Source organism: Zoogloea sp., from assembly GCF_030157465.1.
In the GTDB taxonomy this organism is placed as follows: domain Bacteria; phylum Pseudomonadota; class Gammaproteobacteria; order Burkholderiales; family Rhodocyclaceae; genus Zoogloea.
The window spans coordinates 1-26,411 of record NZ_JAOAUU010000016.1 but is presented as its reverse complement, the minus strand read 5'-3'; the positions used below and the strand labels follow the sequence as shown (position 1 = coordinate 26,411).

Sequence of the window (26,411 nt, the reverse complement as noted above, 5' to 3'; positions counted from 1 at the left end):
GTCACTAATTTTTCACTATCTTGGCAAGAATTTCATTAACTCTGTCAACCGACAAAGGCATCGGCCAGCGATACAGGTCGCACTTGGAACTGTCCGAAAAACGACTGTTTTATGGACAAATGGCTTGGCGACCTATCGAATTGGACTCGTGCCCCCCATCAGTCAAATCTCGGTGCAGTTGGGGGGTGCGGCCACAAGACCCTGGCATCGTCGGAACTGGCAAGCTCAGGTATGGGTGGATAACCAAGCAGAACTAAACGGCCCGGTTTGACTCTTGAGGTGCCAACTCTTGTCTGACGTAGGGGCGTACCGAACCTTGGTGAAACAGCCCGAGTTATGAGAGACAGCGACGGTAACCAACCTGAAGAGGGCGCCCCTCAAGAATCAAACGAACCACATGTGCGGTTGGACGCGCTTGGCGATACCAAAGATTGCCAGCCAGTGCCGGACGAAATAACAAAAAAGCCCGCATTTACGCGGGCTTAGCTGCTTTCTAGTGCTACTCGATGCCAGCCGGTGCCAGACGCCCAATCACTCCCACTCGATCGTTGCCGGCGGCTTGCCGCTGATGTCGTAAACAACGCGGTTGATACCCCGGACTTCATTGATGATGCGGTTGCTCACCTTGCCCAGCAGGCTGTGCGGCAGCTCGGCCCAGTGGGCGGTCATGAAGTCGGCGGTCTGCACGGCGCGCAGGGCCACCACGTATTCGTAGGTGCGGCCGTCGCCCATCACGCCAACGCTCTTTACCGGCAGGAAGACGGCGAAGGCCTGGCTGGTCTTGTCGTACCAGTCGGCGGCGCGCAGTTCGTCGATGAAGATGGCGTCGGCACGGCGCAGCAGGTCGGCAAAATCCTGGCGCACTTCGCCGAGGATGCGCACGCCCAGGCCCGGGCCCGGGAAGGGGTGGCGATAGACCATTTCCCGCGGCAGGCCGAGGGCCACGCCCAGTTCGCGGACTTCATCCTTGAACAGTTCGCGCAGCGGCTCGAGCAGCTTGAGGTTGAGCGTATCCGGCAGGCCGCCCACGTTGTGGTGGCTCTTGATGGCGTGGGCCTTGCCGGTTTTTGCGCCGGCAGATTCGATCACGTCCGGGTAGATGGTGCCCTGAGCCAGCCACTTGGCGTTGGGCAGCTTGGCCGCTTCGGCCTGGAAGACTTCGACGAACTCGCGGCCGATGATCTTGCGCTTGGCTTCCGGGTCGGACACGCCGGCCAGGTGGCCCATGAACTGCGCCGTGGCATCCACGTGGATCACCTTGACCCCCAGGTTGCGGGCAAACATCTCCATGACCATCTCGCCCTCGTTGAGGCGCAACAGGCCGTTGTCCACGAACACGCAGGTCAGCTGGTCGCCAATCGCCTTGTGCAGCAGGGCGGCAACCACGGAAGAATCGACACCGCCGGACAGGCCCAGGATCACCTCGTCGCTGCCCACCTGGGCGCGAACCTTCTCGATGGCTTCGTTCACGTAGTCGGGCATGTTCCAGTCGTGCTGGCAGCCGCAGATGTCGTGGACGAAACGGGCGATCATTTCCTTGCCCTTGATCGTGTGGGTGACTTCCGGGTGGAACTGCACCGCGTAGAACTTGCGCGCCTCGTCGGCCATGGCGGCCAGCGGGGTGGATTCGTTGGAGGCGATGACCTTGAAGCCCGGGGGCAGCTCGGTGACCTTGTCACCGTGGCTCATCCACACGTCGAGCAGGCCGTGGCCTTCATCGTTGGTCCGGTCCTGGATGCTGCGGAACAGGGCCGAGTGGCCGCGGGCGCGGATTTCGGCGTAACCGAACTCGCGTTTGCCGGAGCTTTCAACCTTGCCGCCCAGCTGGGCCGCCATGGTTTGCATGCCGTAGCAAATGCCCAGCACCGGCACGCCGATTTCAAAGACGGCCTGGGGCGCCTTGACCTCTTCGGCGGCATAAACCGAGTTGGGCCCGCCGGACAGGATGATCCCCTGGGGCGCAAAGTTGCGGACGAATTCGTCCGACACGTCGTAGGGGTGGATTTCGCAGTACACCTGCTGCTCGCGCACGCGGCGGGCGATGAGCTGGGTGACCTGGGAGCCGAAATCGAGGATCAGGATTTTCTTGTGCACGGCGGGTTCCGTAGGATGAAGACGGGAAACCGATAATTATACCGTCACGGGCGCGCGGGTGCCCGTTGGCGCGACTTCAGCGTGGGGCTTCGGGGCGGGGAGTACAATTTGAGCGGGCTTTTCCTTTTCAAGGAGGTTCGCGATGTCTGCACTTTCTCCTCTCCCTCCGGGGCCGGGCGATGCGCTCCTGATCGTTGATATACAACGGGATTTTCTTCCCGGCGGAAGTCTGGCCGTGCCTTTTGGCGATCAGGTCATCGAACCGATGAACGCCTGGATCGGCCGCCTGGCGGCGCAATCCCTGCCGGTCTTCGCCAGCCGCGACTGGCATCCACCCGATCACTGTTCATTCCAGCCCCAGGGCGGGGTGTGGCCGCCCCACTGCGTTGCCGACACCCCCGGCGCCGCGTTCGATCCCCGGCTCGAACTGCCGGCCAACGTGCATGTGGTCACCAAGGCCGACACGTCCGAAATCGACGCCTACTCCGCCTTCGCCGGAACCAGCCTGCACGCGCAACTGCAGGCGCTGGGCGTCAGGCGGCTTTTCGTGGGCGGGGTGGCAACCGATTATTGCGTGCTCAACTCGGTGCTCGACGCGCGCCGGCTGGGCTACGAAGTCGTGCTGTTGCTGCGCGCCGTGCGTGCAGTCGATGCCCAGGCGGGCGACGGTGAGCGGGCGGTGGCAAGGATGCGTGCAGAAGGCGCCCTGGTCTGCGAGGACTGATCATGGGCGTGAATGCCGATTCCGTGCTGCTGACGGATCTCTATCAGCTCACCATGCTCCAGGCCTACCACGACCAGGACATGAACGACACCGCGGTATTCGAGTTCTTTGCCCGCAAGCTGCCGGAAGGCCGCAATTTTCTGGTGGCGGCCGGGCTCGCGCAGCTCGTCGATTACCTCGAAGCCCTCCGGTTCGATGCCGACGAACTGGCCTGGCTCGCCCAATGCGGGCGCTTCAGCAAAGCCTTCGTCGATTCCCTGGCCAACCTGCGCTTTACCGGCGACGTTCAGGCCATGCCCGAAGGCACCCTGTTCTTCCCCGACGAACCCATTCTGCGCATCGTGGCGCCGCTACGCGAAGCCCAGCTGGTGGAAACCCGCATCGTCAATCTGCTGCAGTTTCAAACCCTGATCTCCTCCAAGGCGGCACGCGTGCGACTGGCGGCGCCAGGCCGCCGGCTGATCGATTTCGGCCTGCGTCGCGCCCACGGCGCCGAAGCCGGGCTGCTGTCGGCCCGGGCGAGCTTTCTGGCCGGCTTTGACGGCACCTCCAACGTGCTGGCCGGCGTGCGCTGGAACATTCCGCTTGCCGGCACCATGGCCCACTCCTTCGTGCTGGCCCACGACTCCGAAGTGGCCGCCTTCGAACACTTTGCCCGCTCGTATCCCGCGGCCTGCACGCTGCTCATCGACACCTACGACACCGAGGCAGCGGCCCGTGCCATCGTCCCCCTCGCCCACCGGCTTGCCCGCGAGGGCATTGTCATCCAGGCCGTGCGCCTCGACAGCGGCGACCTGGGCGAACACGCCCGCCGGGTGCGTGAAATCCTCGACGCGGGCGGCCTGCCCGACATCGCCATCTTTGCCAGCGGCAACCTCGACGAATACGCGGTCAGCGCCCTCGTGGCGGCCGGTGCGCCCATCGGCGGTTTTGGCGTCGGCACGCGCATGAACACCTCGGCCGACCACCCCTACCTCGATTGCGCCTACAAGATGCAGGAATACCGGGGAATCGCGCGGCGCAAGCATTCGGAAGGCAAAACCACCTGGCCGGGACGCAAGCAGGTGTTCCGGCGCTTCGACTCCGCGGGGCTTATGGCCGGCGACGCGCTTACGCTCGAAGGCAACACCCAGCCCGGGCTCCCGCTTCTGGAACCCGTGATGGCCGCCGGCCGCCGCCTGGCGCCCGCGCCGTCGCTGGCCGAAATCCGCGAGCGGCTCGTCGCGCAACTGGCCGGACTTTCGCCGGCGCAACGCGCTCTGACCCCCGCCCCGCCGTATTCCGTCGAAGTGTGCCCCGCCCTGCACGATCTCGCCCGGCAGGTGGACCAGCGGCGGGTGGCGCCCGTCAGGCCTGTCGTGAATGGGGCGGGCTGCGGGTGAGCGGAACAAACGCAACCAACCGCAATGCCCCGCCCTGCGCCCGGTTTCAGCTGCGCCACCCGCCGTGGCAGCACACGCGGCGCGATCTTGCCGTAGCTCGGGACGCCCCGCCCCGGTAAACTCGCGCCCTGCCCCAGACTTGCCGCCCGCTCTGCACCGGCACAAGGACTGAACCGCCCCACCGACGCCCGGCCAACCGGGTCACTCTCAAGATTTTAGGTAATAGATTGATCTCAAAAGAAAAAGCGGGTGCTTCGGAAGATCTGGAAGCACGCCTGCAGGGCCATACGCCCATGATGGTCCAATATCTTCGGATTAAAAACGACCACCCCGACACCCTGCTTTTCTACCGCATGGGCGACTTCTACGAGCTGTTCTTCGAGGACGCCGAGAAGGCCGCGCGCTTGATGGACATCACGCTGACCACCCGCGGTTCGTCCAACGGCCAGCCGATCAAGATGGCCGGGGTGCCGCACCATGCGGTCGAGCAATACCTGGCACGACTGGTCAAGCTGGGCGAATCGGTGGTGATTGCAGAGCAGGTGGGCGACCCGGGCGCCACCAAGGGGCCGATGGAACGCGCCGTGGCGCGCATCGTCACGCCGGGCACGCTCACCGATGCCGCGCTGCTCGACGACAAGGCCGACGCGCCGCTGCTGGCGATAAACCTTCATCGCGGCGTGCTGGGCCTGGCGTGGCTCAACCTCGCCAATGGTGATTTCCGGGTCATGGAATGCGACGCGCCGCAGCTCGCCGCCCAGTTTGAACGCCTGCGTCCGGCCGAGGTGCTGATTCCCGACGGCCTGCGCCTGCCGCTGCTCGAGCAGCTCTCGCCCACCCTGCGCCGCCTGGCCGACTGGCAGTTCGATGCCGAAACCGCCCGCCGCCTGCTGACTACCCACTTTGGCACCCGCGACCTGGCCGGCTTTGGCGCCGACGACATGCCGGTGGCGCTGGCGGCTGCGGCCGCACTGTTCGACTACGCCCGCGCCACCCAGCGCCAGGCCCTGGCCCACATCACGGCGCTCACCACCGAGCGCGACAGCGCCTTCCTGCGCCTGGATGCGGCCACCCGGCGCAACCTCGAAATCACCGAGACCCTGCGCGGCGAAGCCGCCCCCACCCTGCTCTCGCTGCTCGACACCTGCGCGACCAGCATGGGCACGCGCTGGCTGCGCCACGCGCTGCACCACCCGCTACGCGATCGCAGCGCCGCGGGCCATCGCCATGCCGCCGTCGGCGAACTGATGGAAGGTGCGGCGGAAACCGCCCGTCGCGTGCTGCGCGGCGTGTCCGACATCGAGCGCATCACCGCCCGCGTCGCACTACGCAGCGCCCGCCCGCGGGATCTCTCCGCCCTGCGCGACAGCATCGGCCGCCTCGCCGAACTGCGCGCGGCCCTCGGCACGCCGCAGGCACCGCTGCTGGTGCGCATGCTCGAAGAGCTTGCCACGCCCGAGGAATCCCTGGATTTGCTGGTCCGCGCCATCGCCCCCGAACCCTCCACCGTGCTGCGCGACGGCGGCGTGATCGCCGAGGGTTTCGACGCCGACCTCGACGAGCTGCGCGGTATCCAGACCAACTGCGGCGCTTTCCTGCTGGAGCTTGAAGCGCGCGAACGCGAACGCACCGGCATCGCCAACCTGAAGGTCGAGTTCAACCGGGTGCATGGTTTCTATATAGAAATCAGTGCCGCCAACGCCGCCAAGGGCGATCTGCCCGACGACTACCGCCGCCGGCAAACCCTTAAAAACGCCGAGCGCTTCATCACGCCGGAACTCAAGACTTTCGAGGACAAGGCCTTGTCGGCGCAGGAGCGCTCCCTCGCCCGCGAAAAGCTGCTTTACGAGGAGGTGCTCGAGCGCCTTGCCAGCGACATCCAGCGCTTCCAGCGCATCGCCCGCGCCTGTGCCGTGCTCGACGGCCTTGCCGCCTTTGCCGAGGCGGCCGCCCGCTTTGGCTATGCGATGCCGAATTTCAGTGACCAGCCCGGCATCGACATCGTGGCGGGGCGTCACCCGGTGGTTGAGCGCCAGGTGGAAAACTTCATCGCCAACGATTGCCGCCTCGACCCCACGCGCCGCATGCTGCTGATTACCGGCCCCAACATGGGCGGTAAATCCACCACCATGCGCCAGGTTGCGCTGATCGTGCTGCTCGCCCACGTGGGCTGCTTCGTGCCGGCCACGGCCGCACGCATCGGGCCCATCGACGCCATCTTCACCCGCATCGGCGCGTCGGACGACCTTGCCTCCGGACGCTCCACCTTCATGGTCGAGATGACCGAAGCCGCCGCCATCCTGCACGGCGCCACCGACCAGAGCCTGGTGCTGATGGACGAGATCGGCCGCGGCACCTCCACCTTCGACGGCGTGGCCCTCGCGGTGGCCATTGCGCGCCACCTGCTCGACAAGAACCGCTGCTGGACGCTGTTCGCCACCCACTATTTCGAGCTCACCCGGCTCGCCCAGGATTACCCCGAGTGCGCCAACGTGCACCTCGACGCCGTGGAGCACAACCACGGCATCGTTTTTCTGCACGCCCTGGAAGAAGGCCCGGCCAGCCAGAGCTACGGGATCGAAGTGGCCGCGCTGGCCGGCATTCCGGCGGCGGTGGTGCGCGACGCCAAACGCCGCCTGCGGGCGCTGGAAAACCGAGAAGTGAGCGCCGGCCCCCAGGCCGACCTGTTTGCCAGCTTGCCGCCGGACGAACCGGAAGCGCCTTCGCACCCGGTGCTGGGCGCCCTTTCCGGCATTGATCCTGACGCGCTGACCCCGCGCGAAGCGCTTGAAGCACTTTATGAACTGAAGCGCTTGAGCAATTGATTTTTAATGCTTAAAAACACCATCGCCTGCTGCGCGGCCTTCCTGGCCGTTGTGGCCCAGGCCGCGGAGCCGTTCAGCTTCGGCGTCTTCGGCGACACGCCCTACAACGGCTTCGAGCGTCGCCACCTGCCGGCGCTCATCGCCGAAATGGACGCCGAGCCGCTGAAGGTGGTGATCCACGACGGCGATCTCAAGAGTGGCGGCGAGCGCTGCGACGACGCGCTCTTCAACGAGCGCCTGGCCGTGTTCCAGACAAGCCGGCATCCCTTCGTGTTCGTTCCCGGCGACAACGACTGGACCGACTGCCACAGGAGCAGCAACGGCGCCTACGATCCGCTCGAACGGCTGGGCCGGCTGCGCCAGCTGTTCTTTGCCAAGCCGCGGCAAACCCTGGGCCGCTACCCGCTGGCCGTCGAAACCCAGGCCGACGACCCGGTTTTTTCAAACTGGCCCGAACACCAGCGCTGGCAGATCGGCCCGCTGCTGTTCCTTACCCTCAACGTACCGGGCAGCAACAACAATTTTGGCAAGGGAAGCACGCCGGGCGAGGAGTTTTTGCAGCGCAGTGCAGCCGTCAAAGCCTGGATCGCCGCCGCCTTCACGCGGGCCCGGGCACTCAGGCTCGAAGGCATCGTGATAATCATGCAGGCCAACCCGGACATCGAGGATTTCAGCGCCGGGCGGCCGCGCCGGGGCTATTACGAACTGCTCACGCAACTGCTGACAGAAACGAAGCGCTTCGATGGTCAGGTGCTGCTGGTGCACGGCGACAGCCACTTCCACCGCGTCGACACGCCCCTGCGCGAACCGTCCGGGCAGCGGGTGGCAAACTTCACCCGCCTGGAAACCTGGGGCTCACCCTTCATGGGCTGGGTGAAGGTGGAGGTGACGCCGGGCGAGAAACCGCTGTTCCGTTTCTGGCCCAGGGATTATTCGCCCCGGCAAGGCGATTGAAACCGAGTTTATTGCTGCTTGGGACGCATGCGCTCACGCACGCTTTGCAGCGCCAGCCGAACGCTTTCGGCCGCAGCCTCGACACCGTCGGTGGCAACGGCTTCATGGACCACGTGGTAATGCAGCACCAGCAGACCACGCAGCTTTTCCCAGGCAATCGGGTTGGTGGTGTTACACAGGCTGCTGTCGCCGCGCAGCACCGCCTCGGCAACACCCGGCTCAAGCATGTGAATACCGCACAATTGCGCCAGCCGGGCGATCTCCATATCGATGGAAGCCAGTTCCTGGTTGAAGTTCTCGAAGGTCGACATCGCTCTTTTCCTTGAAATTCACGTTTTTCATGCCGGGTTGCAGGCATGAAAAATTCCTATATTGCACCGCAGCATACACCCGTTACACCATGACCACACCGATCGACATCAGCGAAGAATCCGGCGTCCGCTATCTGCATTTCGGGTCCGAATGGGTCCAGGGCGCAATGCGCATCAGAAAGCCCGACGCCCTCGAACTCGACTACACCCGCGAGATGATGGCGGGCCTCCTGCTGCGCGATGCGCCCTGGCCGCGCCGGGTGCTGCTGATCGGGCTGGGCGCCGGTTCGCTCACCAAGTTCGTCCATCGCCACCTGCCCGATGCGCGCACCACGGTCGTCGAAATTGCACCGGAAGTGCATGCCGTTGCGCACCAGTTCTTCAAGCTGCCCGGCGAGGACGAGCGGCTCGAAATCGTGATTGGCGACGGTGCCGCGTTTATTGCTAACGACACCACCCACTGGGACTTGATCGCGGTGGACGGCTTTGATCGCAATGCCCGCGCCGGCGCGCTGGCCAGCCAGGCCTTTTACGAAGCCTGCCAGGCCCGCCTGTCGGAACAGGGCCTGCTGGTGGCCAACCTGTTCGGCCAGCTGCGCGGCTACAAAACCCAGCTCCAGCGCCTCGGCAAGGCTTTCGACGGCCGGGTGCTGGCCCTGGCGCCGGTTGCCAGCGGCAACGTGGTGGCCTTTGCCGCGGCCGGCGAGCCGGTCGAACGCAGCCTGATCGAACTGCGCGAACAGGCTGCCGCGCTGAAGGCCGCAACGGGGCTCGACCTTGCGCCGACGCTCAAGCGGCTGGAAAAAGCCGGCCTCGCGCCGGCTGGCAACATCAGCTTCTGAAGCGAAAAATCAGCCGGCGGTGGCCAAGGCCGGCTCTGGCGGCATCCACAGGCAATGGCCTTTGGTCGCCTTGGCAATCTCGCCGAGCACCTTGTCGTGGCCAGCCAGTTCATCGTCCGTCGCCCGCAGCACACGCAGCGGCGGACGTTCGAACATGGCGCCGCCTTCGCCGTCGTCCGCCTGCGGCGCCGGCTCCTCGAGCAGCATCATGAGGCTCTCCTGACCGCGGGTCATGGCCAGGTAAACATCGGCCAGCAGTTCCGCGTCCAGCAGCGCGCCGTGCAGCGTGCGGTGGGTGTTGTCGATCTCGTAGAACGAGCACAGCGCGTTGAGGGACGCCTTCTTGCCGGGGTTCTGTTCCTTGGCGAGCTTGAGCGTGTCGATCACGTTCGGGCAGATGGCCGAAAGCAGCGGCCGGCCCAGCAGGCCCAGTTCGTAATTCAGAAAACCCACGTCGAACGTTGCGTTGTGAATCACCAGTTCGCCGTCGGCGACGAACTCTTCAAACTCCGCCACCACATCCTTGAACACGGGCTTGTCCACCAGGAACTCGTTGGTGATGCCGTGCACCGCCATTGCGCCCGGGTCGATGGCCCGCTGGGGATTGATGTAGACGTGGTAATGCCGGCCGGTGAGCTTGCGATCCACCAGTTCGACGCAACCGATTTCGATGACCCGGTCGCCGCTCTTCCAGTCGAGGCCGGTGGTTTCGGTATCCAGAACGATCTGTCTCATGCGTTTGTATCTCCTGCCTCAACAATCTTGCCGGTCTTTTTGACAGCGTCCACGCCACGCCGGGCCAGCGCGTCGGCCCGCTCGTTTTCCACGTGGCCGGCGTGCCCCTTTACCCACAGCCATTTGATCCGGTGACGCGCGGCTTCTGAATCGAGCGCCCGCCACAGGTCTTCATTCTTGACCGGAGCCTTGGAGGCGGTTTTCCAGCCACGTGCCTTCCAGCCGTGAATCCACTCCGAAATGCCCTTCTGCACGTACTGCGAGTCGGTGTGCACCCGCGCCGTGACCGGGCGCTTGAGCGCCTCGAGGGCGCGGATCACGGCCAGCAGCTCCATGCGGTTGTTGGTGGTGGCCGGCTCGCCGCCCCACAGTTCTTTCTCGTGCGGGCCGGCGCGCAGGATCGCCCCCCAGCCGCCAGGCCCCGGATTGCCCGAGCAGGCACCGTCGGTAAAAATATCAATCTCGTCCAAAATTTCTCTCGTCGGTTGTTTTTTGCGAGGGCCCCTTGGCCGGGCCACCCGTTTTCTGAATCAATGGTGCCAGCGACCGCGCCCTGGCCTTGCGATCCCATTTCGGCATGATCAGCCGCATGCTGTGCACCCGCTTGATGGCGTGGATGATGTAGACCCCGCCGCCAATCGGCCACCAGCGCTCGCCTGCCTGGTCAAGGCAGCCCAGGCGGTCGATCCAGGTTTGCTGCGCCAGCGCCGGCACGAAACAGCCAGACGCCTGACTCGCAGTATCAAAACTGAGCAGCGCCAGCCAGTCCTTGAGGCGGCGTGTGGACAAGTACTGACCGTGCCACGGATAGCCGCAGTCCTCGCCGGCCAGCATGCGCTTGAGCCCGAAAAGGCTCACCGGATTGAAACCGGCGATCACCACATGCCCCTCGGGCACCAGCACACGCTCCACTTCACGCAAGACCTGATGCGGATTGGCGGCGAATTCCAGCACATGAGGCAACACCACCAGATCGACGCTGCCCGCCGCAAAGGGCAAGGCCGCGTAATCGGTTTCGACCAACACGTCGCCCGCTCCGGCCCGAAAGCGGAACGGCATTCGGTTGGCCCGCAGGAAGTCGAACTCCGGCACGCCCAGCTGCACCGCGTTGTAGCCAAAAATATCCGCCACCAGCACGTCGAAACGCGCCACCTCCCAGTTCATCACGTAACGCCCCAGCGGCGTATCGAGCCAGGCATGGAGACCGGGAAAGGATTCGGGCTGGGTCATCAGGAGAAACGGGGGCGCAAGATGGCACTCGGGCTACAATTACCGGATGACGATTATCCCTCTTCCCGCGTTTCGCGATAACTATATCTGGCTGCTGCGTGCCGGCGCGTGTGCCGTGGTTGTAGACCCGGGCGAAGCCGCCCCGGTGCTGCGCTACCTCGCCGACGAAGGCCTGACGCTCGCCGCCATTCTCATCACCCATCACCACCCCGACCACGTCGGCGGCGTGGCCGAACTGCTGGCCCTGGCGCCGGTTCCGGTCTATGGCCCGGCGCTGGAGGACATTGCCAGCATCGACCATCCGGTTGGCGAGGGCGATGTGGTGCGCCTGCCCGGGCTGGGCGTTGAACTCCGCGTGTTCGACATTCCCGGCCACACCGCCGGCCACGTCGGCTACTACGGCGAGTCGGCGCTGTTTTGCGGTGACACCCTGTTTGCCGCCGGCTGTGGACGGCTCTTTGAAGGCACACCGGCCCAGATGTTCGATTCGCTGCAAAAACTGGCGGCTCTGCCCGGCGACACGCGGGTGTATTGCACCCACGAGTACACGCTGTCGAACCTGGCCTTTGCCGCCGCGGTCGAACCCGCCAACGGCGCGATCAGCGAACGCATCGCCGCAAGCGAGGCCATGCGCGCTCAAAACCAGCCGACCGTGCCCTTTCCGCTGTCTGGCGAAATGCTGACCAACCCCTTCCTTCGCACCCACGAGCCGGCCGTCATCCGCCAGGCCGAAACCCAGGCTGGCCGCAGTCTTACGTCGCCTGTTGAGGTTTTTGCCGCGCTGCGCGAATGGAAAAACCGTTTCTGATCAGTCGATTGCCGAAACCACCGCAGCCGCAATGCGGTTGCGCCCGGCCTGCTTGGCCTGATAGAGCGCATCATCGGCGCGCTTGAGCAGAACGCTCGAATCGGAGCCGGTGCGCAAAGGCGTTGTCGACGCCACGCCGATGCTGATCGTCACCACGCTGCCGCCTTTCGAATAGCGATGGGTGATGTTCAGCCCTTCCACGGCTGAACGCATGGCCTCGGCGACCTGCAGGGCGCCGGTGATTTCGGTGTCCGGCAGAATGACCGCGAACTCCTCGCCACCATAGCGGGCCACCAGGTCGGCCGGGCGGCGCAGGGTGTCTTTCAGGGTACGCGCCACAGCCTTGAGGCATTCATCGCCCACCTGGTGACCGTAGCCGTCATTGAACTGCTTGAAGTAATCCACGTCACACAACAGCATCGACAGGGGCCGGCCCTGGCGACCCAGGCGACGCCACTCGCGCAGCAGGGTTTCGTCGAACTGCCGGCGATTGGAAATGCCCGTCAGGCCGTCGAGGGACGACAGGCGGGTGAGCTCCTGGTTGGCATCGTCGAGCTTGCGGGTCAGCACCAGCAGCGAAAAACGCATCTGGGCGATGCGCTGCATGGCCCTCACCTTGGCAGCCAGCACGGTTTCGGAAACCGGCTTGATCAGGTAATCGTCGCCACCCACGCTGATCGCCTTTTCGAGGTCGGCATCACTGGTGCGGGCGGTCAGAAAGATGATCGGTGTCCATTCGCCAAACTGCTCCAGCTGGCGAATGCGCCGGGCCACCTCAAAACCATCCATGCCGGGCATGATGATGTCCAGAAGGATGAGGTCGGGGTGTTCCTGCTTGTAAAGCTCGATGCCCGTTTCACCGTTTCGGGCAACGATCGGTTCAATCCCGATCTTGCGCAACTGATGGGAGACCAGGGTGGCACTTGTCAGGGTGTCCTCTATCAGCAGTGCTTTCACGGAAGGGATCTCGAATGGTTTTCCTGGATTACTCGGCGCAAACCTTTGCCCGGCGCGGGTGCCTTGTCGGCTCGGCGCGTACTTTAACGGATTCCGGCCCTGTCTGTAGCATGGGCTTCACGGCTGGTCGGCATGGTTGTACGTTTGACCCCTCCAGCTGCAGACGGATAAAATCCCGCCTTTGCTTTTCGCGCGACAAAACCTGATGTTTCCGAGAGTTATCGCGCTGCTTCTGTCTCTTCTGGGCGCCAGCCCGCTGATGGCCCAGAGCCCCGACAGCCGTGCCGGCGAAGACACTTCGCCACGGCTCCTGCAAGCCAGCTCGCTGTTAGACGACCCCGCAGCCTCACCGCCTCAGGCCGTCGAAATCAGGGAGCAGCATGTCAGGGTCCCCACCATCGACCTGACGATCGAACCCGACGATCTGTGGGAGCGCATGCGTCGCGGCTTCTCGATGCCTGATCTGAACACTGATCTGGTCACCGACCGTCAAATCTATTACATCAACCGCCCCGGGGCCCTGCGGCAAATCTTCACCCGCGGCCAGCGCTACCTCTATCACATCGTCGAGGAGCTCGAGCGCCGCGGCATGCCCACCGAACTGGCCCTGCTGCCGATGGTCGAGAGCGCCTTCAATCCGATGGCCCTGTCCTCCGCGCAGGCGTCCGGCCTGTGGCAGTTCATTCCCTCCACCGGCAAGAGCTACCGCCTGGAGCAAAACTGGTGGGTGGACGAGCGGCGCGACGTGATCGCCTCGACCAACGCGGCCCTCGATTACCTGCAGACCATCTACGAAATGCATGGCGACTGGCACCTGGCGCTGGCCTCCTACAACTGGGGGGAAGGCGCGGTTGGCCGCGCGGTGGCCAAGAACCGGGCCGCCGGTCTGCCCACCGAATACCAGCACCTCAACATGCCGGGCGAAACGCGCTACTACGTGCCCAAGCTCCAGGCACTGAAAAACATCGTCGCCCAGCCCGAGCTTTTCGGCATCAATCTTCCTGCAATTCCCAACCGGCCTTATTTCCTCACCGTCGAAAGCCGCACGCCCCTCGACCTGGCCACCGCAGCCCGGCTGGCCGAAACACCGGTGGAAGAAATCCTGGCGCTTAATCCTGGCTACAAGCGTCCCATCCTGCCAAACGGCGGTTCCATGTCGCTGGTGATCCCGGCCGACAAGGTCGAGGCCTTCCTCATCAATCTGCAAAGACATGATCCGGCCAGCGCCAGCTGGAAAACCTACGAACTGCGCGAAGGCGAAGGGCTGGAAGGCGTGGCCGACCGCCTGGGCATTTCCGCCAGCCGGCTGCGTCAGGTGAACGGCCTGTCACCCCGGGCACGCATCGGCACGGGCTACACGCTGATCGTGCCCTCCGAAAGCGAGGGCGAGCGTATCAGCCTGTCCAGCCTGATGCCCAACCGGCCCCAGGCGGGCGCCGTCGAACCGCCCCCTCCGCCCCCGCCCCGTGCCCTGATCCAGCGCACCGTGGTTCGTGGCAAGGGCGGACGGCTGCAGGTCATCGAGCGCAAGCTGCCGGTCAGTGCGGCCCCTGCGCCTGCTGCCCGCGGCAAGGCGACGGAGAAAGCGCCAGCAAAGGCGCAAACAAAAGCAGCACCCAAGGCGCCGCCCAGCCCCCCAAAGAAACATCGCTGAAACTCATGAAGAAGGCCGCTGAAAAGGCGGCCTTCTTCATTGATACTCTGGGTGTGACTTAAACCAGATGAACCAGATGGCAGCGCACGACGCGAGTCGTCGACAGGCGCGTCTCGTCCGGATATTCAGTCCGGCACAGGTCTGTGGCTTCGCTGCAACGCGGGTGAAAATGGCAGCCGGCGGGCGGGTTCAAGGGTGAAGGCATGTCACCCCGGGTGACGCCCGTATCTTTCCCCTCACCCCTCATCGGGGATCGTGGCGCGCCCGGCACATCAACCCGCGGCACGGCCGCCAGCAGCATGCGCGTGTAGGGATGACGCGGGTTGCGTAGCACCTCCTCGACACTTCCCCGCTCGACGATTCGCCCCAGGTACATCACCGCCACATGATGGGCCAGGTAATCCACCACCGCCAGGTTATGGGTGATGAACAGGTAAGACAGCCCGTACTCGGCCTGCAAATCGCGCAGCAGGTTGAGGATCTGGGCCTGCACCGACACATCGAGGGCGCTGGTCGGCTCGTCGCAGATGATCAATTTGGGCGACACGGCCAGGGCGCGGGCGATGGCGATGCGCTGACGCTGACCGCCGGAGAACTCATGGGGAAAACGATTGCGCATCGCCGGATCGAGGCCCACCCGGCGCAGCAGGGCATCGATTTTCTCCGATCGGGCCGCGGCGTTCGCCTCGACGGCGAGGGACAGCATGCCCTCCTCCAGGATTTCGCCGATCCGCATGCGCGGATTGAGCGAGCTGAAGGGATCCTGAAAGATCATCTGCAGATCACGCCGCAGCGGCTGCCACTGGCGCGGTGAAAGCGCCAGCAGTTCGTGATCGCCGTAACGGGCGCTGCCGCCGCTGGCCGGTACCAGATTGAGCAGGGCCTTGCCGGCGGTGGTCTTGCCACAACCGGATTCGCCCACCAGGGCCAGAGTCTGGCCTGCCGGCACGTGGAGCGAAACGCCATCGACAGCCTTGACATGCCCCACCACCCGGCGGAACAAGCCCTTGCGAACCGGAAAGTGGACTTCCAGGGCCTCCACATCGAGCGCGATGCCACTATTTGACTGGCGGGAGTGCGGTGCGGACACAGTTGGCGGCAACGCCACCCAGCCCATGCGCCCGGCCGGATCATAAATGTGGCAGCGGACGGCCTGATCCCCAACCTGGAACATGGCCGGTGCAGTGCGGCGACACACGTCCTGAACCTGCGGGCAGCGATCGGCAAAGCGGCAGCCGGCCTGCTGCACGCCAAGGCGCGGCACCTGGCCGACCAGCGTTTCCAGCGCCCGGCCGCGCTGGGCGGACGTGGGCAGCGCCGCAAAAAGCTTGCGGGAATACGGGTGCAGGGGAGCACGGAAAAAATCTTCGCGCTCGCCGGTCTCGACCAGTTCGCCTGCGTACATCACGCCCACCCGGTGCGCCATGCGCGACACCACGCCAAGGTCGTGGGTGATCAGGAGCATGCCCATGCCGCGGCTGAGCTGGAGTTCGGCCAGCAAGTCGAGCACCTGGGCCTGGATCGTCACGTCGAGGGCGGTGGTCGGCTCGTCGGCGATCAGCACCTTGGGGTCGCCCGCCAGGGCAATGGCAATCATCACCCGCTGCTTCATGCCGCCGGACAACTGGAAAGGGTATTCGGACAAACGGCGCAGCGGATCGGGAATGCCGACCGCGGCGAGCAGGCGCTCCGCTTCGTCCCAGGCCGGCTGACCGTGCAGGCCGCGGTGACGCACCAGCACCTCGCCAATCTGGTCGCCCACGGTCATCACGGGATTGAGACTGCTGGCCGGCTCCTGGAAGATCATGGCCAGATCGTTGCCGCGAATTTCGCGCATGCGCGTTTCGGGCAGATCCTGCAGGGCCTCGCCACCCAGGGTGACCGAGCCACCGGCAATGCGCCCTCCGGCCGGCAGCAAACGCATGCAGGCCAGAGCCGTCATCGACTTGCCGCAGCCCGACTCGCCCACCAGCGCAAGCGTGCGTCCGGCCGGAACCTCGAAGCTGATGCCATCGACGGGGCGCACGGACTTGCCGCGAGGCCCCAACTCCACCTGCAACTGCTCGACCTTAAGCATTGCCGGGCCCTGCTTTTCCAGTCTGTTCATATCAAAGAAAACGGACCGCAATGCGGTCCGCTCAAGTCAGTGGCTTGAAGCGGCTGGTGAGCCAGCCTGCAAGCCGTCGAGCGCTTGTGAAGAAATCCTGGCAGGCGGGCCCGAACTCACAACAGGAAACAAGGTTGCGCAATCGGGCCGCGCAGCAGATTCATTCAGGCGCGCTCAGTGGTGATGACCGCCTGCGCCGTGCACGTGGCCATGGCCGACTTCTTCGGCACTGGCAGCGCGCACTTCCTTGACGGTGAGGTCGAAAATCAGCGCGGTACCGGCCAGGGGATGATTGCCATCCACGACCACCTTGCCATCGGCAATGTCGGTGATGCGATAGACAATCTCTTCCTCGCCTTCTTCGGCGACGCGCTCGAAGGACATGCCCACTTCGATGTTGTCCGGGAACATCGACGCATCCTCCACCAGCACCAACTCTTCGTCGAATTCACCGAAGGCATCTTCGGGAAGCAGCTTGACCTTGAGGTTGTCACCGACCTTCTTGCCCTGCAGCGCCTCTTCGATCACCGCGAAGATGCCGTCGTAGCCGCCATGCAGATACACCAGCGGATGGTGGCCATCATCAATCAGGCTGCCCTCCGGATCCTTGACCGTGTATTCAAGCGTGACGACCGTGTTTTTGGTGATTTCCATTTACATTCCTTGAGTTGAGTTGCTTTACCAGCTGAAATACTTCTGCGGCGTGGCCCCGCGGATTCACATCATGCATCACGTGCCGGAGCACGCCGTCACGGGAAATGATGAAGGTCGAGCGGCGCACGCTGCGCTTGGTCACGCCCTCCACCTGCCCCGACAGCCACACCCCGAACAGCTTGCACACATCGCCATCTTCGTCGGCGAGCAGCTCGACCGACAGGCCGTGCTGATCACGAAACTCGGCGTGGGTCAGGCAATCGTCCGGGCTTATGCCGACCACAATGCATTTTTCCTTGGCGAAATCGGCATCGTGATCGGAAAAATCGATCGCCTGACGGGTGCAGGCAGGGGTGTTGTCACGGGGGTAGAAATACAGGACCACGTGGTGAGAACCCAGTACCGATGCCAGATCGAACATTTCCATGTCGGCATCGGGCAGGGAAAAGAGCGGGACGGACTGACCCTCGGAAAGGGCCACCGCTTCGGCGGGGGATTCTAACCGAGCCGCTTTGAGAACTCTACCCGAAGCGTGTTGGGGGCTGACATGCATGAAAAACTCCTCCGCGGGGTGTGGCTCCAGGCTACGAAACCAGGCTGATTGGGCTATCCGACTCGTACTGCGTGCTGTTCTTTTTTTATTTGTGCGCTGCTGCCTGTTTTCCTGCACGCCCCTGCCAGTGCAAAAAAGGGCGTGTCCTTGAAGAAATAGTCCACCGGAGACGGCGTCTCAAGTGTTTTGTCATTCCGATTTGACGTTTGTCACGGCGCCCCGATTTTGCGCTGCGACAATCAGCTGCTTGCCAGACCGAAATGCCTGTATATAATTACACAAGACTAAAGGAGTACCCATGTCCGACCAACTTACCGCCCGCCAGCAGGAAATCCTGCAACTCATCCGCGACACCGTCGAACACGAAGGTCGCCCACCCACCCGGGCCGAAATCTGCACTTTCTTCGGTTTTCGCTCCCCCAATGCCGCGGAAACCCACTTGCGCGCCCTCGCCGCCAAGGGCGTCATCACCCTTGAAGAAGGCCGGGCACGGGGCATCCGCCTGATGGAAGCCCTCGGCCTGCCGCTCATCGGCCGGGTTGCCGCCGGCAGCCCCATTCTTGCCGCCGAACACATGCAGGGCCGCTACCAGGTCGATCCGAACCTGTTTTCCCCGCGGGCCGACTACCTGCTCAAGGTTCGCGGCCAGAGCATGCGCGACGCCGGCATCCTCGATGGCGACCTGCTCGCAGTGCATCGCACAACCGAAGTCCGCGACGGCCAGATCGTCGTCGCCCGCGTCGAGGACGATGTCACCGTCAAGCGCCTGTCGCGCAAGGGCCCCATCGTCCAACTGCTGCCCGCCAACCCCGACTTCGAACCCATCGTGGTGGACACCCGCAATTCACCACTGGAAATCGAAGGCCTCGCCGTTGGCCTGATCCGCAGCGAAAGCCTTTGAGGCTTTTTGAAGAGCACTACCGGCTCAAGACTCAACTCAAAACGCAAATTTCCACCGCCCCCATTCTGTCCAACCAGGTCATCCCATGGCAGCCCTGGCCACCGTTGCATCCCGCCCCACTTCCAGCCTCGATCACCTGATCTGGCGGGGTGATCGGCTGGCGACAGCCACCGCCCCCGGTCTGCCCACCGGCCACGCGCAGCTCGACGCAGCCCTGCCCGGCGGCGGCTGGCCGGTCGGCGCACTCACCGAGCTGCTCGTTCCCCACGCCGGCGTGGGCGAACTCGGCCTGCTCCTGCCGATATTGGCCCGGACGCCTGCCGGGCGCTGGGCCGTCTGCATCGCGCCCCCCGGCCAGCCCTACGCACCAGCCCTGGCCGCCGCCGGCGTGCCCCTCGAACGACTGCTCGTGGTCCAGGCCGAAAGCCCTGCCCACGCCCGCTGGGCAGCCCGCCAGGCATTGAACTCGCACAGTTGCGGGGTCATCCTGCTGTGGCTTGCCGACGCCGACATGGGCGCCCTGCGCCGCCTGCAACTGGCCGCAGAAGAAAGCGCCACCACCCTGATCCTGATTCGCCCCGCAGGCACAGCCTCCCAGCCCTCACCGGCAGTGCTGCGCATCGCCCTGACTTCGCAGAGCGGCGGGCTTGAGCTGCGCATCCTGAAACGCCGCGGGCCGCAACTTGCCGGCCCACTCGGCATCGACCTGCCCTGGCCGGGTGGCGCGCCCCGCCCCGGCCGCGCGACAAACCCGGCCCGGCCGGCCGCCGCCTCTCACCAATCGTCCATCCATGCTCTGGTGCGCCCTCTACCTGCCCGACCTGGCCCTGCAAGTCTTCACGCGGGGGCGCAGTGACAGCCCGCCGCTGGCCGTCCTCGGCCCCCGGCCGCGCCAGCGGGTGGTGGCGGTGGATGCGGCGGCAATGGCACGCGGCGTGGCAACAGGGCACAGCCGCGCCGGTGCTCTGGCTTTAGCGCCCGATCTCTGCCTGATCGAGCGGGATCTCCGCCAGGAGCTCGCCACCCTCACCGATATCGCCAGCTGGGCGGGTTGCTTTACCCCCTCCGTCAGCCTCGACCCACCTGACACCCTGCTGCTCGAAATCCAGGCCAGCCTGCGCCTTTTTGGCGGGCTGGCGCCCCTCTGCGATGCCATCCGCGCCGGTCTCGACGAACTCGGCTTCACCGCCCAGCTGGCCGTCGCCCCCACGCCCCTGGCGGCCCGCTGGCTGGCCCGCGGCGCTGCAGGCAGCTTGCTGCAAACCCCGGCCGGGCTGCCCGACGCCCTCGACCCTTTGCCGCTCGGTCTACTCGCCCACGAAAACACGGTGGGCGCCGACAGCCTCGAGCTGCTCGCCGGCATCGGAGCCCGCTGCATGGCAGACGTCCGCCGCCTGCCGCGCAGCGGGCTGGCCCGGCGTCAGGCCGGGGCCGTCATCACGCTGCTCGACCGTGCCTATGGAGTGCTTCCCGACCCACGCCCCTGGTTCGTTCCGCCGGAGCACTACAGCAGCCGTCTTCCCCTGCCCGCGCCCAGCGACCAGACAGATATCCTGCTGTTCGGCCTGCGCCGCCTCCTCGCCGGACTTTCCGGCTGGCTGGACGCCCGCCAGGCCGGCCTTGAGCGCTTCACGCTGATACTGGAATTCGAGCGCATCGGCAGCATCCATCGTGGCCATGAACCGGAAAGCCGCATCGAGATCGTCCTCGGCGCCCTCTCCCGGGACATGGCGCGTTTTCAGCTGCTGACCCGCGAGCACCTGAGCCGCAAGGCGCTACCGGCGCCGGTGGAGGCCCTGCGCCTCGAGGCCGACGCCCCCCGGCCGATGGCGCCGCCGCGCACCGATTTCTTCGATGTCCAGGCCAGCGAAGACAACGATCCAGGCCTGCTCCTCGCCACCCTGCGCGCCCGCTTGGGCAACGCCGCCGTGCACTGCCTCGCCCCCCATCCGGATCACCGCCCCGAACAGGCCTGGCGCCAGACCGATCCGCAAGCGTCTGCACTGCAGCCCGGACCAGCCCGGCAGGCCGCAGCCTTGCCCAACGCACCGCGCCCCCTGTGGCTTCTGCCCGAACCCCGCCCGATCGCCCGCCCCGCACCGGAAAACATCCTCGCCGGCCCCGAGCGCATCGAATCCGGCTGGTGGGATGGCAGCGACGGCGAGATCAGCCGCGACTACTTCGTCGCCAGCCGCCAGGATCACACCCTGGTGTGGGTTTTTCGCGAATCGAGACCGCCCCACGGCTGGTTTCTGCACGGCTATTTTTCATGATGCCGCGCTACACTACGCCCCGCCCATGAAGCCCCAGCCCCAGCCCCCCTCCCAATCCCTCTCCCGCCGCATCGTCGAACTCGCCTGGCCGGTACTCATCGCCCAGCTCTCGTCGATGACCCAGATGGTCAGCGACACGGTGCTCGCCGGCCGCTACGGCACGGAAGACCTGGCCGCGGTGGCCGTCGCCAGCGGCATCTACATTTCGATCGTGATGTTGATGGTCGGCATTCTGCAGGCGGTGGCGCCCACCGTTGCCCACCACGTCGGCGCCGGCCGCACCGACGAAATCGGCCCGTCCGTGCAGCAGGGTTTCTGGCTGGCCCTGGCCCTCACCGTTCCCGCCGTGCTCTTCATGCGCCAGCCCGACTGGCTGATGCAGCTCAGCGACATGAGCCCCGCCGTCGAAAGCCGTGCCCGCGACTACCTCACCACCGTCGCCTGGGGCCTGCCGGCGGTGCTGCTCTACCGCACCTTCTATGCCTTCACCAACGCCCTCGGGCGTACCCGCGTGCTGATGTTCATCAGCCTTGCGGCCACCGCGGTGCACATTCCCCTTTCGTGGGCCCTGATCAACGGCAAGCTCGGCTTCGCGCCCCTTGGCGGCACCGGCTGCGCGGTTTCCAGCGCGTGCATCGCCTGGCTGGCCTTTTTTGCCGCGCTGCTGCACGTAACCCGAACACCGGCCTACGCGCCCTATCACCTGTTCTCCCGCTGGCAGCCGCCGCATTTCAAAACCCTTGCCGAGCTGCTGCGCCTGGGTTTGCCGATGGGGTTTTCGAGCTTCGTCGAAATCACCGCCTTTACCCTCATCGCCCTGCTGGTGGCCCGGCTGGGTGCCGGCGTGGTGGCCGGGCACCGCATCGTCGGCAATCTTTCGGCGCTGATCTACATGCTGCCGCTGGCCCTGGCCATCGCCACGCTGGTGCTGGTCGGGCAGGCCGTGGGTGGGCGCGACGGCGCGGGCGCCCGGCGTGCCGCCAAGGTCGGCATCGTGCTCGCCACGGGCTTGTCGACGCTGGTCAGCATCGTCATGTGGCTGGCCCGCGATCCGGTCATGGCTGCCTACACCGCCGACCCGGCCGTGCGCGAGCTGGCCAGCTCGCTGGTGATCTACATCTGCCTGTACCAGTTCTTCGACGCCATCCAGACCGTTGCGGCCCACGCCCTGCGCGGCTACAAAATCACCGTCGGGCCGATGCTCATCCACACCCTGTGCTTCTGGGGCATCGGCCTTGGCGGCGGCTACGGGCTGGCTTTTTCCGGACTGGGCGCGCTGCTGCCGCCGCAGGGGGTGGCCGGCTTCTGGCAGGCTGCGGTGCTCAGCAACATGGCCGCCGCCGCGCTGTTCGGCGGCTACCTGCACCTGGCCTCAAAAAACCACGCGGCCAGGCCCGCCTGACAAGCACAGCCCCCTCAAGGCACACGCATCAGCCCTTCAGCCAGCCCTCGCGCAAGGCCAGGGCAGGCGCCGGGGCATCCTCGGATAAGGTCAGTTTGGCGATGTCTTTTGGCGCGGCCTTGAGCTCCACGTCAAAGCGCATCAACTCGTCGCGGCGAAAGACGTGGATTTCCACGCTGTCGCCGGCAATGCGGCGGGCCAGCAGTTTGTCGAAATTGCCGGCGCCAAGCTTCAGCCCGTCCAGCGCAACCAGCACATCGCCCGCCGACAGCCCGGCCGCCTGGGCCGATCCGCCGTCGTAAACGTTGGCAAGCTTGAGCGTGTCGCCGTCGGCAATGGTGCGCACACCGATGCCCGGCGCCTCGCCTGAGGCCTCCCAGGCCAGGGCAATGCCGGCACGTGCAAGCCCGCTTTCCAGCGGCAATTCGGCGGTTCCCTCGACAAGCTCACGCAACCAGTTGCCCACTTCCGCGCCGCCGATTTCGCTCGCCAGCGCAAAGATGCCGTCCTCCGCCACGCCAAGGCCACTGAGCCCGTGACGCTGCCACAGGGCGCGCATCAGATCGTCGAGGCTGGTGGCGCCCTTGCTCCCGGCCCGCAGGCGCAGGTCGAGCAGCAGCGCCACCAGCGCGCCCTTGGTGTAGTAGCTGACGATGGCGTTGGGGCTGTTCTCGTCCTGGCGGTAATACTTGGTCCACGCCTCGAAGGAGGATTCGGCCACGCTCTGCTTGTGGCGGCCGCTGCCCTTGTGAACCTGGCTGATGGTCTTGCCCAGCAGCGCCAGGTAATCCTTTTCGGTGATCCGGCCGCTGCGCAGCAACATCAGGTCATCGTAGTAGGACGTAAAGCCCTCGAAGGCCCACAGCAGGCGGGTGTAGTTTTCCTGCGTCAGATCGTAGGGCACGAAGGCTGCGGGCTTGATGCGCTTGACGTTCCATGTATGGAAATACTCGTGGCTGCACAGGCCGAGAAACTGGCGATAGCCCTCCGACTGCGCCTCCATGCCGGCCCAGGGCAGGTCGGCGCGGCTGCACAAGAGCGCGGTGGACGCCCGGTGCTCGAGGCCACCGTAGCCATCGCCCACCGCCATCACCAGAAACACGTAGCGATCCATCGGCGCCGGCTCGCCAAACAGGCGAATCTGGGCTTCGCAGACCGGCTTGAGGTCATCCACCAGACGCGTCATGTCGCAATCGTGGCGACCGGTGATCGCCACCGCGTGGGGCACGCCGCAGGCGTCGAACTCGGCCAGCGCAAAGTTGCCCATTTCAACCGGATGATCGATCAGCGCGTCGTAGTTTTGCGCCTGGTACAGCCCGAAGCCGTAGCGCTCCGCGGCGCCCTTCTCTCCCAGCGCCTCCGGCAGGCTCGTCGCCACGCGCCAGCCTGCGTCCTCCAGGCCTTTGGGCGGGCGGATGTCCACATGCTGCGGCGCGTTTTCGTGGCCGTGGGCACAGAGAAAAACGCTGGTTCCATTGAAGAAACCGTGGGTCGGGTCGAGGTGGGCGGTGCGCACCGACAGATCCCACGCGTACACCGTGTAGATAAGGGTAACCGGGCCTTCGATACCGGCCGGCAACTGCCAGCTGTGCTTGTCGCGCTTGGCCACCGGCACGGCCTTGCCACCGGCCCGGGCCGACAGGCTGACGACGTTCTTCGCGAACTCGCGAATCATGTAGCTGCCGGGAATCCACGCCGGCAGGCTGAACACCTGCCCGGCCGGATCAGGACGGGTCAGGCTCAGCGTCACTTCGAAAAGATGGGCGGCCGGCTGGGTGGCCTGGATGGTGTAGCGAACGGGTGCAGTCATCAGGGCGGCGCGGGCAAATTGAAGAAGGCGCCGATTTTACTGCGCCGCCCAAAACACGGCCTGCCTCATTTTTAGGCAATCATTAAAAAGCCTTATGGTTTAGGGTCTTGGCGGTCTATCTCACAGTTTTTCCACACCTTTGCCCACGTGCGATGGGGAAAACTCGGACATTTCAACACCTCAAAAAACCTGCACCATTTTGAGGCGCCAATATTAATTCCTTTAATTTCAAAAGCCTGAGAGCCTTCCACACAGCTTATCCACAGCTTATCCCCGGTTTTGTGTGCATAGATAAAAACTATTCAAAACCTCAAAACAACAACATTGCTCTATTTTTAGGCAACCAGAAAAAACCCTTTTGTTTCCGCGGCATGACAGTGCCCCTCACAGTTTATCCACAGCCTTGCCCACCCTGAATGTGGGTTATCCAGGGCCTGTGGATCATGGAATGAAAGGCAGTTTTATCAGGTCGCTGCGCGCCACACCGGCGGTCATCTTGCGGCACAGGGCGACGAACTCGCGCATGCCCGCCGTCACGTACTTGCGTCGGTGGGTCACAAACTGAAACTGGCGCCGCAGATCCAGATCAGGTGTGTGCACCTCGGTCAGGCTGCCCCGCCGAAAGGCCTCGCGCAGGGCAAGCCGGGAGATGCAGCCGATGCCAAGGCCGCTCTCCACCGCGCGCTTGATCGCCTCGGTGTGCTCCAGCTCGAGGCGTACATTGAGATTGCCATTGAAGTGGCGCAGGGCCTGATCGAAGGTTTCCCGCGTGCCGGAGCCCTGCTCCCGCAGGATCCAGTCCTGGCCGGCCAGCTCGAGCATGCTCACCGGCCTGCCGTGGGCCAGCGGGTGAGCCGGTGCGCAAAACACCACCAGTTCGTCCTCGACCCACGGTTCGACGACCAGGTCCGGGTGACGGCAACTGCCTTCGATCAACCCCAGGTCCAGCTCGTAATGGGTGAGCTGCTGGACGATGGTGGCGGAATTGTGAACCGACAGCCTCACCTGGGCGCTCGGATGAAGGCGCAGGAAATCGGCCGCAATCAGGGTGGCCAGATAGTTGCCCACGGTAAGGGTGGCGCCGATCTTCAGCGGGCCGAAGTCGGTCTTTCTGGCCAGCAGGGTCTCGATTTCACTGGCGTGCTCAATCAGCTGCACCGCGTGGGGCTGCAGGACCTGCCCCAGTTCATTCAGGCGCAGCGTCTTGCCGATGCGGTCGAAAAGCTGGGTGTCGAACTGGCGTTCGAGTTCGCCCAGCGCCGTGCTGGTGGCCGACTGGGACAGGGCCAGTTCATCGGCGGCCCGCGAAACGCTCTCGTGACGGGCCACGGCCACAAAGATTTCAAGCTGGCGAAGGGTGTATTTCATTGGGAAATATATCTACAAAACCGAATATTTATATCGATACAATCCATTTTACAGATTTATTCTGCCCGCTAGAATTGCTGCAACACAACAAACGATACAGGCGCAGCCATGAGCAAACTGAGTACGCAAACCGTCCTTGATGTCCGTCACTGGAACGACTCCCTGTTCAGCTTCAAGGTAACCCGCGATGCCGGGCTGCGCTTCGAGAACGGCCAGTTCGTGATGATCGGCCTGGAAGTGGACGGCCGCCCGCTGACCCGCGCCTACAGCATCGCCAGCCCCAACTACGAAGAACACCTGGAATTCTTCAGCATCAAGGTGCAGAACGGCCCGCTCACCTCGCGCCTGCAACACCTGCAGCCGGGCGACCCGATCATCATCAGCAAGAAGCCCACCGGCACGCTGGTGCTGCACGACCTGCTGCCCGGCCGCAACCTCTACCTGTTTGCCACCGGCACCGGCCTGGCACCGTTCATGAGCGTGATCCAGGATCCGGAAACCTACGAGCGCTTCGAGAAGGTGGTGCTGCTCCACGGCGTGCGCTATGTGTCCGAACTGGCTTACAGCGAGTTCATCGAACAGGCCCTGCCCGAGAACGAGTTCTTTGGCGAGGAAGTGAAGAACAAGCTGGTGTATTACCCCACCGTGACCCGCGAGGAATTTCGCAACCAGGGCCGCGTCACCGACCTGATCACCACCGGCAGGTTCTTCGAGGATACCGGCCTGCCGCCCCTCGACCCGGCGCTCGATCGGGCGATGATCTGCGGCAGCCCGGCCATGCTCGACGACACCTGCAAGATGCTCGATGCGCGCGGCTTCAAGATTTC

24 protein-coding genes are annotated in these 26,411 nt (G+C 64.7%); 13 read left to right on the top strand and 11 right to left on the bottom strand.

The window, feature by feature from the left end; all coding sequences use genetic code 11:
* Window positions 1-271, top strand: a 271-nt coding sequence (locus Q1W26_RS02260) for a hypothetical protein (RefSeq protein WP_300435295.1), incomplete at its 5' end; no start/stop codon positions are given.
* A gap of 260 nt (window positions 272-531) precedes the next feature.
* Here Q1W26_RS02260 and guaA read toward each other — a convergent pair.
* Window positions 532-2,094 carry a glutamine-hydrolyzing GMP synthase gene (guaA, locus tag Q1W26_RS02255; protein WP_300435292.1) on the bottom strand — a complete coding sequence of 521 codons (1,563 nt, stop codon included), beginning with the start codon at window positions 2,092-2,094 and terminating at the stop codon, window positions 532-534.
* 142 nt (window positions 2,095-2,236) lie between these two features.
* Here guaA and Q1W26_RS02250 point away from each other — a divergent pair, with 142 nt between their 5' ends.
* The 4 genes from Q1W26_RS02250 to Q1W26_RS02235 all read left to right on the top strand — a co-directional run bounded on the left by Q1W26_RS02250 (window position 2,237) and on the right by Q1W26_RS02235 (window position 7,979).
* The gene (locus Q1W26_RS02250; protein WP_300435290.1) at window positions 2,237-2,818 is read left to right on the top strand and encodes an isochorismatase family protein; all 582 of its coding nucleotides are present in this window, start codon (window positions 2,237-2,239) and stop codon (window positions 2,816-2,818) included.
* A 2-nt stretch (window positions 2,819-2,820) separates the two neighbouring features.
* Window positions 2,821-4,200, top strand: a complete 1,380-nt coding sequence (locus tag Q1W26_RS02245) for a nicotinate phosphoribosyltransferase (protein WP_300435288.1) — start codon at window positions 2,821-2,823, stop codon at window positions 4,198-4,200.
* 293 nt (window positions 4,201-4,493) lie between these two features.
* Window positions 4,494-7,025: a DNA mismatch repair protein MutS gene (gene mutS, locus Q1W26_RS02240; protein ID WP_300435286.1), complete on the top strand. Its 2,532-nt coding sequence runs from the start codon at window positions 4,494-4,496 to the stop codon at window positions 7,023-7,025.
* 6 nt (window positions 7,026-7,031) lie between these two features.
* Entirely contained in the window at window positions 7,032-7,979 is a 948-nt protein-coding gene (locus Q1W26_RS02235) for a hypothetical protein (RefSeq protein ID WP_300435283.1), read from the top strand.
* Window positions 7,980-7,987: 8 nt separating this feature from the next.
* Here Q1W26_RS02235 and Q1W26_RS02230 read toward each other — a convergent pair whose 3' ends face one another.
* Window positions 7,988-8,290 carry a hypothetical protein gene (locus tag Q1W26_RS02230; RefSeq protein ID WP_300435281.1) on the bottom strand — a complete coding sequence of 101 codons (303 nt, stop codon included), beginning with the start codon at window positions 8,288-8,290 and terminating at the stop codon, window positions 7,988-7,990.
* Window positions 8,291-8,379: 89 nt separating this feature from the next.
* Between Q1W26_RS02230 and Q1W26_RS02225 the strand changes: the two genes are divergently transcribed.
* Window positions 8,380-9,132: a fused MFS/spermidine synthase gene (locus Q1W26_RS02225; RefSeq protein WP_300435278.1), complete on the top strand. Its 753-nt coding sequence runs from the start codon at window positions 8,380-8,382 to the stop codon at window positions 9,130-9,132.
* A gap of 9 nt (window positions 9,133-9,141) precedes the next feature.
* Here Q1W26_RS02225 and dnaQ read toward each other — a convergent pair whose 3' ends face one another.
* The 3 genes from dnaQ to Q1W26_RS02210 are packed head-to-tail and all read right to left on the bottom strand — an operon-like array spanning window position 9,142 to window position 11,097.
* Entirely contained in the window at window positions 9,142-9,867 is a 726-nt protein-coding gene (gene dnaQ, locus Q1W26_RS02220) for a DNA polymerase III subunit epsilon (RefSeq protein ID WP_300435276.1), read from the bottom strand.
* On the bottom strand, window positions 9,864-10,337 hold the full coding sequence (gene rnhA / locus Q1W26_RS02215) for a ribonuclease HI (RefSeq protein WP_300435274.1): 474 nt from the start codon (window positions 10,335-10,337) through the stop codon (window positions 9,864-9,866). Before rnhA ends, dnaQ begins: the two co-directional genes overlap by 4 nt.
* The gene (locus Q1W26_RS02210) at window positions 10,324-11,097 is read right to left on the bottom strand and encodes a class I SAM-dependent methyltransferase (protein WP_300435272.1); all 774 of its coding nucleotides are present in this window, start codon (window positions 11,095-11,097) and stop codon (window positions 10,324-10,326) included. Before Q1W26_RS02210 ends, rnhA begins: the two co-directional genes overlap by 14 nt.
* A 46-nt stretch (window positions 11,098-11,143) precedes the next feature.
* Between Q1W26_RS02210 and gloB the strand changes: the two genes are divergently transcribed.
* On the top strand, window positions 11,144-11,905 hold the full coding sequence (gloB, locus tag Q1W26_RS02205; protein ID WP_300435270.1) for a hydroxyacylglutathione hydrolase: 762 nt from the start codon (window positions 11,144-11,146) through the stop codon (window positions 11,903-11,905).
* Here gloB and Q1W26_RS02200 read toward each other — a convergent pair whose 3' ends face one another.
* On the bottom strand, window positions 11,906-12,862 hold the full coding sequence (locus Q1W26_RS02200) for a diguanylate cyclase (protein ID WP_300435268.1): 957 nt from the start codon (window positions 12,860-12,862) through the stop codon (window positions 11,906-11,908).
* Between the two features lie 205 nt (window positions 12,863-13,067).
* Between Q1W26_RS02200 and Q1W26_RS02195 the strand changes: the two genes are divergently transcribed.
* The gene (locus Q1W26_RS02195; protein WP_300435266.1) at window positions 13,068-14,516 is read left to right on the top strand and encodes a transglycosylase SLT domain-containing protein; all 1,449 of its coding nucleotides are present in this window, start codon (window positions 13,068-13,070) and stop codon (window positions 14,514-14,516) included.
* A 58-nt stretch (window positions 14,517-14,574) separates the two neighbouring features.
* On the opposite strand, the gene Q1W26_RS02190 is transcribed toward Q1W26_RS02195, so the two are convergent.
* From Q1W26_RS02190 to Q1W26_RS02180, 3 genes are all read right to left on the bottom strand, one after another.
* On the bottom strand, window positions 14,575-16,593 hold the full coding sequence (locus Q1W26_RS02190; protein ID WP_300435300.1) for an ABC transporter ATP-binding protein: 2,019 nt from the start codon (window positions 16,591-16,593) through the stop codon (window positions 14,575-14,577).
* 204 nt (window positions 16,594-16,797) lie between these two features.
* Window positions 16,798-17,277 carry a peptidylprolyl isomerase gene (locus Q1W26_RS02185; protein WP_300435264.1) on the bottom strand — a complete coding sequence of 160 codons (480 nt, stop codon included), beginning with the start codon at window positions 17,275-17,277 and terminating at the stop codon, window positions 16,798-16,800.
* Complete coding sequence (locus Q1W26_RS02180) at window positions 17,243-17,830, bottom strand: peroxiredoxin (protein WP_366143625.1); 588 nt, start codon at window positions 17,828-17,830, stop codon at window positions 17,243-17,245. The genes Q1W26_RS02185 and Q1W26_RS02180 overlap by 35 nt, the downstream gene beginning before the upstream one ends.
* 298 nt (window positions 17,831-18,128) lie before the next feature.
* Here Q1W26_RS02180 and lexA point away from each other — a divergent pair, with 298 nt between their 5' ends.
* The 4 genes from lexA to Q1W26_RS02160 all read left to right on the top strand — a co-directional run bounded on the left by lexA (window position 18,129) and on the right by Q1W26_RS02160 (window position 22,406).
* Window positions 18,129-18,731, top strand: coding sequence for a transcriptional repressor LexA (gene lexA, locus Q1W26_RS02175; RefSeq protein WP_300435262.1), 603 nt, complete (start codon window positions 18,129-18,131; stop codon window positions 18,729-18,731).
* Window positions 18,732-18,816: 85 nt separating this feature from the next.
* Entirely contained in the window at window positions 18,817-19,587 is a 771-nt protein-coding gene (gene imuA / locus Q1W26_RS02170) for a translesion DNA synthesis-associated protein ImuA (RefSeq protein ID WP_300435260.1), read from the top strand.
* The gene (locus Q1W26_RS02165) at window positions 19,523-21,004 is read left to right on the top strand and encodes a DNA polymerase Y family protein (protein ID WP_300435257.1); all 1,482 of its coding nucleotides are present in this window, start codon (window positions 19,523-19,525) and stop codon (window positions 21,002-21,004) included. The genes imuA and Q1W26_RS02165 overlap by 65 nt, the downstream gene beginning before the upstream one ends.
* A gap of 25 nt (window positions 21,005-21,029) precedes the next feature.
* On the top strand, window positions 21,030-22,406 hold the full coding sequence (locus Q1W26_RS02160; protein WP_300435255.1) for an MATE family efflux transporter: 1,377 nt from the start codon (window positions 21,030-21,032) through the stop codon (window positions 22,404-22,406).
* 28 nt (window positions 22,407-22,434) lie between these two features.
* On the opposite strand, the gene Q1W26_RS02155 is transcribed toward Q1W26_RS02160, so the two are convergent.
* Window positions 22,435-24,216, bottom strand: a complete 1,782-nt coding sequence (locus tag Q1W26_RS02155) for a PDZ domain-containing protein (RefSeq protein WP_300435253.1) — start codon at window positions 24,214-24,216, stop codon at window positions 22,435-22,437.
* Window positions 24,217-24,657: 441 nt separating this feature from the next.
* Window positions 24,658-25,584 (bottom strand): LysR family transcriptional regulator, encoded by a 927-nt coding sequence (locus Q1W26_RS02150; protein ID WP_300435251.1) that lies wholly within the window; start codon window positions 25,582-25,584, stop codon window positions 24,658-24,660.
* 108 nt (window positions 25,585-25,692) lie between these two features.
* Between Q1W26_RS02150 and Q1W26_RS02145 the strand changes: the two genes are divergently transcribed.
* The coding region (locus Q1W26_RS02145) for a ferredoxin--NADP reductase (protein ID WP_300435249.1) at window positions 25,693-26,411 on the top strand (719 nt) is incomplete at its 3' end.